At 33.7% G+C, this 3,433-nt stretch carries 7 protein-coding genes; all 7 read right to left on the bottom strand.

The genetic code is table 11. The features are described 5' to 3' along the window. Positions 1-164: 164 nt before the first annotated feature. Positions 165-722, bottom strand: coding sequence for a hypothetical protein (locus AC6F8J_RS10650; RefSeq protein ID WP_500723243.1), 558 nt, complete (start codon positions 720-722; stop codon positions 165-167). Next, positions 706-1,491, bottom strand: coding sequence for an ImmA/IrrE family metallo-endopeptidase (locus AC6F8J_RS10645; protein ID WP_500723241.1), 786 nt, complete (start codon positions 1,489-1,491; stop codon positions 706-708). The genes AC6F8J_RS10650 and AC6F8J_RS10645 overlap by 17 nt, the downstream gene beginning before the upstream one ends. A gap of 1 nt (position 1,492) precedes the next feature. Continuing rightward, complete coding sequence (locus AC6F8J_RS10640; protein WP_500723239.1) at positions 1,493-1,888, bottom strand: helix-turn-helix domain-containing protein; 396 nt, start codon at positions 1,886-1,888, stop codon at positions 1,493-1,495. A 292-nt stretch (positions 1,889-2,180) separates the two neighbouring features. Continuing rightward, complete coding sequence (locus AC6F8J_RS10635) at positions 2,181-2,696, bottom strand: hypothetical protein (RefSeq protein WP_500723237.1); 516 nt, start codon at positions 2,694-2,696, stop codon at positions 2,181-2,183. Beyond that, positions 2,696-3,058, bottom strand: coding sequence for a hypothetical protein (locus AC6F8J_RS10630; protein WP_500723235.1), 363 nt, complete (start codon positions 3,056-3,058; stop codon positions 2,696-2,698). Before AC6F8J_RS10630 ends, AC6F8J_RS10635 begins: the two co-directional genes overlap by 1 nt. 10 nt (positions 3,059-3,068) lie before the next feature. Further along, positions 3,069-3,278 (bottom strand): mercury transporter, encoded by a 210-nt coding sequence (locus AC6F8J_RS10625; protein ID WP_500723233.1) that lies wholly within the window; start codon positions 3,276-3,278, stop codon positions 3,069-3,071. A gap of 9 nt (positions 3,279-3,287) precedes the next feature. Next, positions 3,288-3,428 carry a conjugal transfer protein TrbL family protein gene (locus AC6F8J_RS10620; RefSeq protein ID WP_500723244.1) on the bottom strand — a complete coding sequence of 47 codons (141 nt, stop codon included), beginning with the start codon at positions 3,426-3,428 and terminating at the stop codon, positions 3,288-3,290. Positions 3,429-3,433 lie beyond the last annotated feature (5 nt).

Genomic DNA, 3,433 nt, shown 5'->3' with positions numbered 1-3,433 from the left:
ACAAGGCGCTCGGGAGTATCTGAAAATTATGTCATATGTTGGCACTGCTCACAAGCAAGGTTACAATGCCTACGAAGCAATCAAAAATGCAATTTCAGGAACTCCAGACTTCATCTTTGACTAGAGGTTCTGAACAGTTACCTTGAAATACTCAATTGATTCATCTATCTTCTTTCCAAAATTATGTGAAGATCCTTTAACTTTATTGATTTTATCGTAGTACTCAGTTGCAACATCTTTATCAATTTTCTCATGTAATATGCTATTGTCAGAATATGATAATAATTTACCATAATAGCATAAGTATTAATCAAAGGTGGAATTGGTTTATTTAATTCATCAAATTCCCTATGGTTGTTTGATACGACTATTCTAATACCAGTTGCATGAGCATAACTCACACACTCAACTTCACCTCTACCTGCAATATCTTTGATTTCTTTAATAAGTGCTTTTTTCAACATCCGCTCTTCTTTTAGCATGTCTGAATCTTTTACAACTAGAATATACCCTTCATTATCTTCTATATACTTTTTCAGCCCAAAGAAAGTATCATCCTTAAATCTAATGGCTATATTTGGTATTTCTCTTGAATAAATATAATCTGGAATTATAACTTTATTAAACACTATTTTTAGCAAATCCAATGTATCTGTTCTGAATAAATCTATCAATATGTCTGTATCTGATACTGCTGCTTCAAACTTAGTGATTATTTTCATCTATGCCCCCAATCAAAGGCATTTTGCCCATATACTCCATCGTCTCTTTATATTTAGCAAATGAAATTATCCCTTTTTTATAGTTTTTTTTCAGTATCAGTTCATACTCCTTATCCATATAATAACGTCTGTCTTTGCTTATTAATGTGCAATCATATCCTAATTCATTTGTTTTATTCCATAAACTATCAGCTTTTTCTAGACTGCACCACTCTAAAAGCTCATCATAATTATTAATATGACACAATTCTAAATATACTAGTCTATTTAACATTGCTTTATAGCTCACCTTGAAATAATTATGCATAATTATCACATCATCTACTGTCACTTCAAGTGGTTCTCGATCTATCAGTTTATAGAATACTTCTGAAACACCATTTGCAGGCATTAAAAACTCCGTAGCAAATATGTCTGCTTCTTTCTCTATGACTCTATCTTTTTTTAACAAATGCATTTCTTTAAGCATATCTAAATGCATAACAATATGTCCTAATTCATGAGCAGTAGTATATCTCTGATGACCAACTGTATATTCAGAATTAATAAACATCAACAATTCATTGTCATTGTACAATGTAGCGCCTGACATCCTAATGACATCCTCTGGTCTGATTATTAAAACCGCTTGATTCTCAACAATATCAAAAATATCAGATATACCTTTTTTAGCATATCTGAATCTGACTTCTTCTGCCTTTTCTCTAATTTCTAGCCGTAACATCTTATCTTCTTTTGTATAATCTAAAAATTTATATTGTTTTTCCATACTACACCCAGTTCGGATCATTTTTCTTAATTACAATCTCACCTTTATATAATTTTTTCTGTCTGGCGATAGTTGTCATAAAATACCAGAGTTCATCTAATGCCCACTCTGTTTCATCCGTTATTTCAATATCACCGTTTCTCCTACATAAACCTATAAGGTCAATCTCTTCTTCCTCTTCGCCTAATAATGTTTCAGAATTTGTATTCAGTGCCTCTGCCAGGACTCTCAATTCAATCGCATTAACTAACCTTTTACCACTTTCAATTTTACTAATAGCCTCTCGTGTTAAGTTAAGTCCTTTTTCTTCCAATAACGATGATAACTCCTTCTGACTTAAATTCTTGTTTTCTCTAACTTCCTTCAGCTTAATCCCTAATTCCTCAAACGTAAACATAATTATCTCTCCTTCATAAACACACTTCTCGTGTACTAATATCTTACACCAAATCTCTTTTTGTGTCAATAGAACGTTCGATTATCGCACACTTTTTTAACATCCATGAAATCACTGGTTAAGAATGGAAGGATATATTACAACTCTAAGCAGTGCTAAAATAAACTTATGCTTCCAGTGCATCTTCCAAAGAATCTTCTTCATTTCGTTCCTCCTCCACGACTTCTCCCAAGCAATCCATTGTCGTTGCCAAAAGATAATGCTCATCTGCCGGTGTCAGATATTCTCCACTTTATTTCCCATACGCCTTATCCAATAATCCCTCTATACCTTGTAGCACTTCCATGTCTTCTATACTAAAGCAATCCTGATATCTAAAAATGCTTAATACCTGCATTTTAAAACTTATCTCAGAAATTAATTGCCCCATTTGATAAGGTGCCAAGTCTATAACGGTCTTCATAAAGGCTTTGTATTCTTTTTCGACCTTGTCATGTAATTGTTCTTCCACAAATTCACATTCTCTGTAGATGGCATATTCTCTTGAAATCGTATCCCAATTCACTTCCTTTTTGAAACAATCATGGTCAATAAAATAATCATAATACTTGCTTAAAGGAGATTCTTGTAACATGAAGATGTCTAGAATATGCTCAGGTATGAACGTCTTTTCAAATGAGGTTTTTAACATGCTGTAGACATATTGAAGCGTCATGTAAGATTCACCGGTTACAGGTTCGACCTTACTTTCAAGGGCATGTTCTAGTTCTACTTGCATACGGCTCATAATTAACTCTTTTTTACCCATCATTTAATCCCCATTTCCAACTTATTTTCATCATCTTGATTCAAATCCAGATCTTCTAAGTACGCACTTACAACCATTGCCAAAGTTGTTGTCAACTCTTCCGTTATATCATGATCTTGTTCAAGCCATTCTAAGTAAAGCTTACTCAGTGGATGTTCTAATCTATTTAATACCTGTAGTGTTTCCATATCCATATGATCTCCATGCTCTAACATAATTAGGAACTCTTCCTTCATCACAATCTCATAGGCTTTTGACAATACTTGTTCAACCGGAAGTTTTTTCAAGTCCTTCATAAGCCTATCATATTCTTCAGTAGCTTTCTTTAAAATGGTTGCTCTTAATTTTTTAATCTGCTCCATATTTTCCTCCTTATGTATAGTAGTATAAGACTAGGTCTTTGATGATATAGACTGATTCAGCAAGAATATAAAATACAGCCGTATGCTTAATCCGTTTTTTGTATGTAACCGCCTGTTCCTCGTCACTTACCATGGATATAAAGCAATAGATGACTCTGAGCCCTGCTCCTGATCGTATTAATAAAATAAAGGCCAAGGCCATTTCGTCTATAAGCGCCATAGTGCCCTCCTATTTTGTAAATACGGATTTACCCATCTGGTAAATCCGTGCTGTCGAATAGATTTTATTCATCATACCACCACCACCTTGACCACCTGAAATAATGATAAATTCTTGCAAGAACTTGGGTGTTCTAAGGGCTAGTAACAAAGCTG

The sequence above is a fragment of the Petrocella sp. genome, assembly GCF_059865615.1.
The sequence above is the reverse complement of the archived record's forward strand: the minus strand, read 5'-3'. Positions and strand labels throughout refer to the sequence as shown.

Excerpts from the sequence above, each read along its gene's own strand:
- AC6F8J_RS10650 (WP_500723243.1), bottom strand. The coding sequence starts at position 722 with ATGAAAATAATCACTAAGTTTGAAGCAGCAGTATCAGATACAGACATA.
- AC6F8J_RS10630 (WP_500723235.1), bottom strand. The coding sequence starts at position 3,058 with ATGGAGCAGATTAAAAAATTAAGAGCAACCATTTTAAAGAAAGCTACT.
- AC6F8J_RS10640 (WP_500723239.1), bottom strand. The coding sequence starts at position 1,888 with ATGTTTACGTTTGAGGAATTAGGGATTAAGCTGAAGGAAGTTAGAGAA.
- AC6F8J_RS10635 (WP_500723237.1), bottom strand. The coding sequence starts at position 2,696 with ATGGGTAAAAAAGAGTTAATTATGAGCCGTATGCAAGTAGAACTAGAA.
- AC6F8J_RS10645 (WP_500723241.1), bottom strand. The coding sequence starts at position 1,491 with ATGGAAAAACAATATAAATTTTTAGATTATACAAAAGAAGATAAGATG.
- AC6F8J_RS10625 (WP_500723233.1), bottom strand. The coding sequence starts at position 3,278 with ATGGCGCTTATAGACGAAATGGCCTTGGCCTTTATTTTATTAATACGA.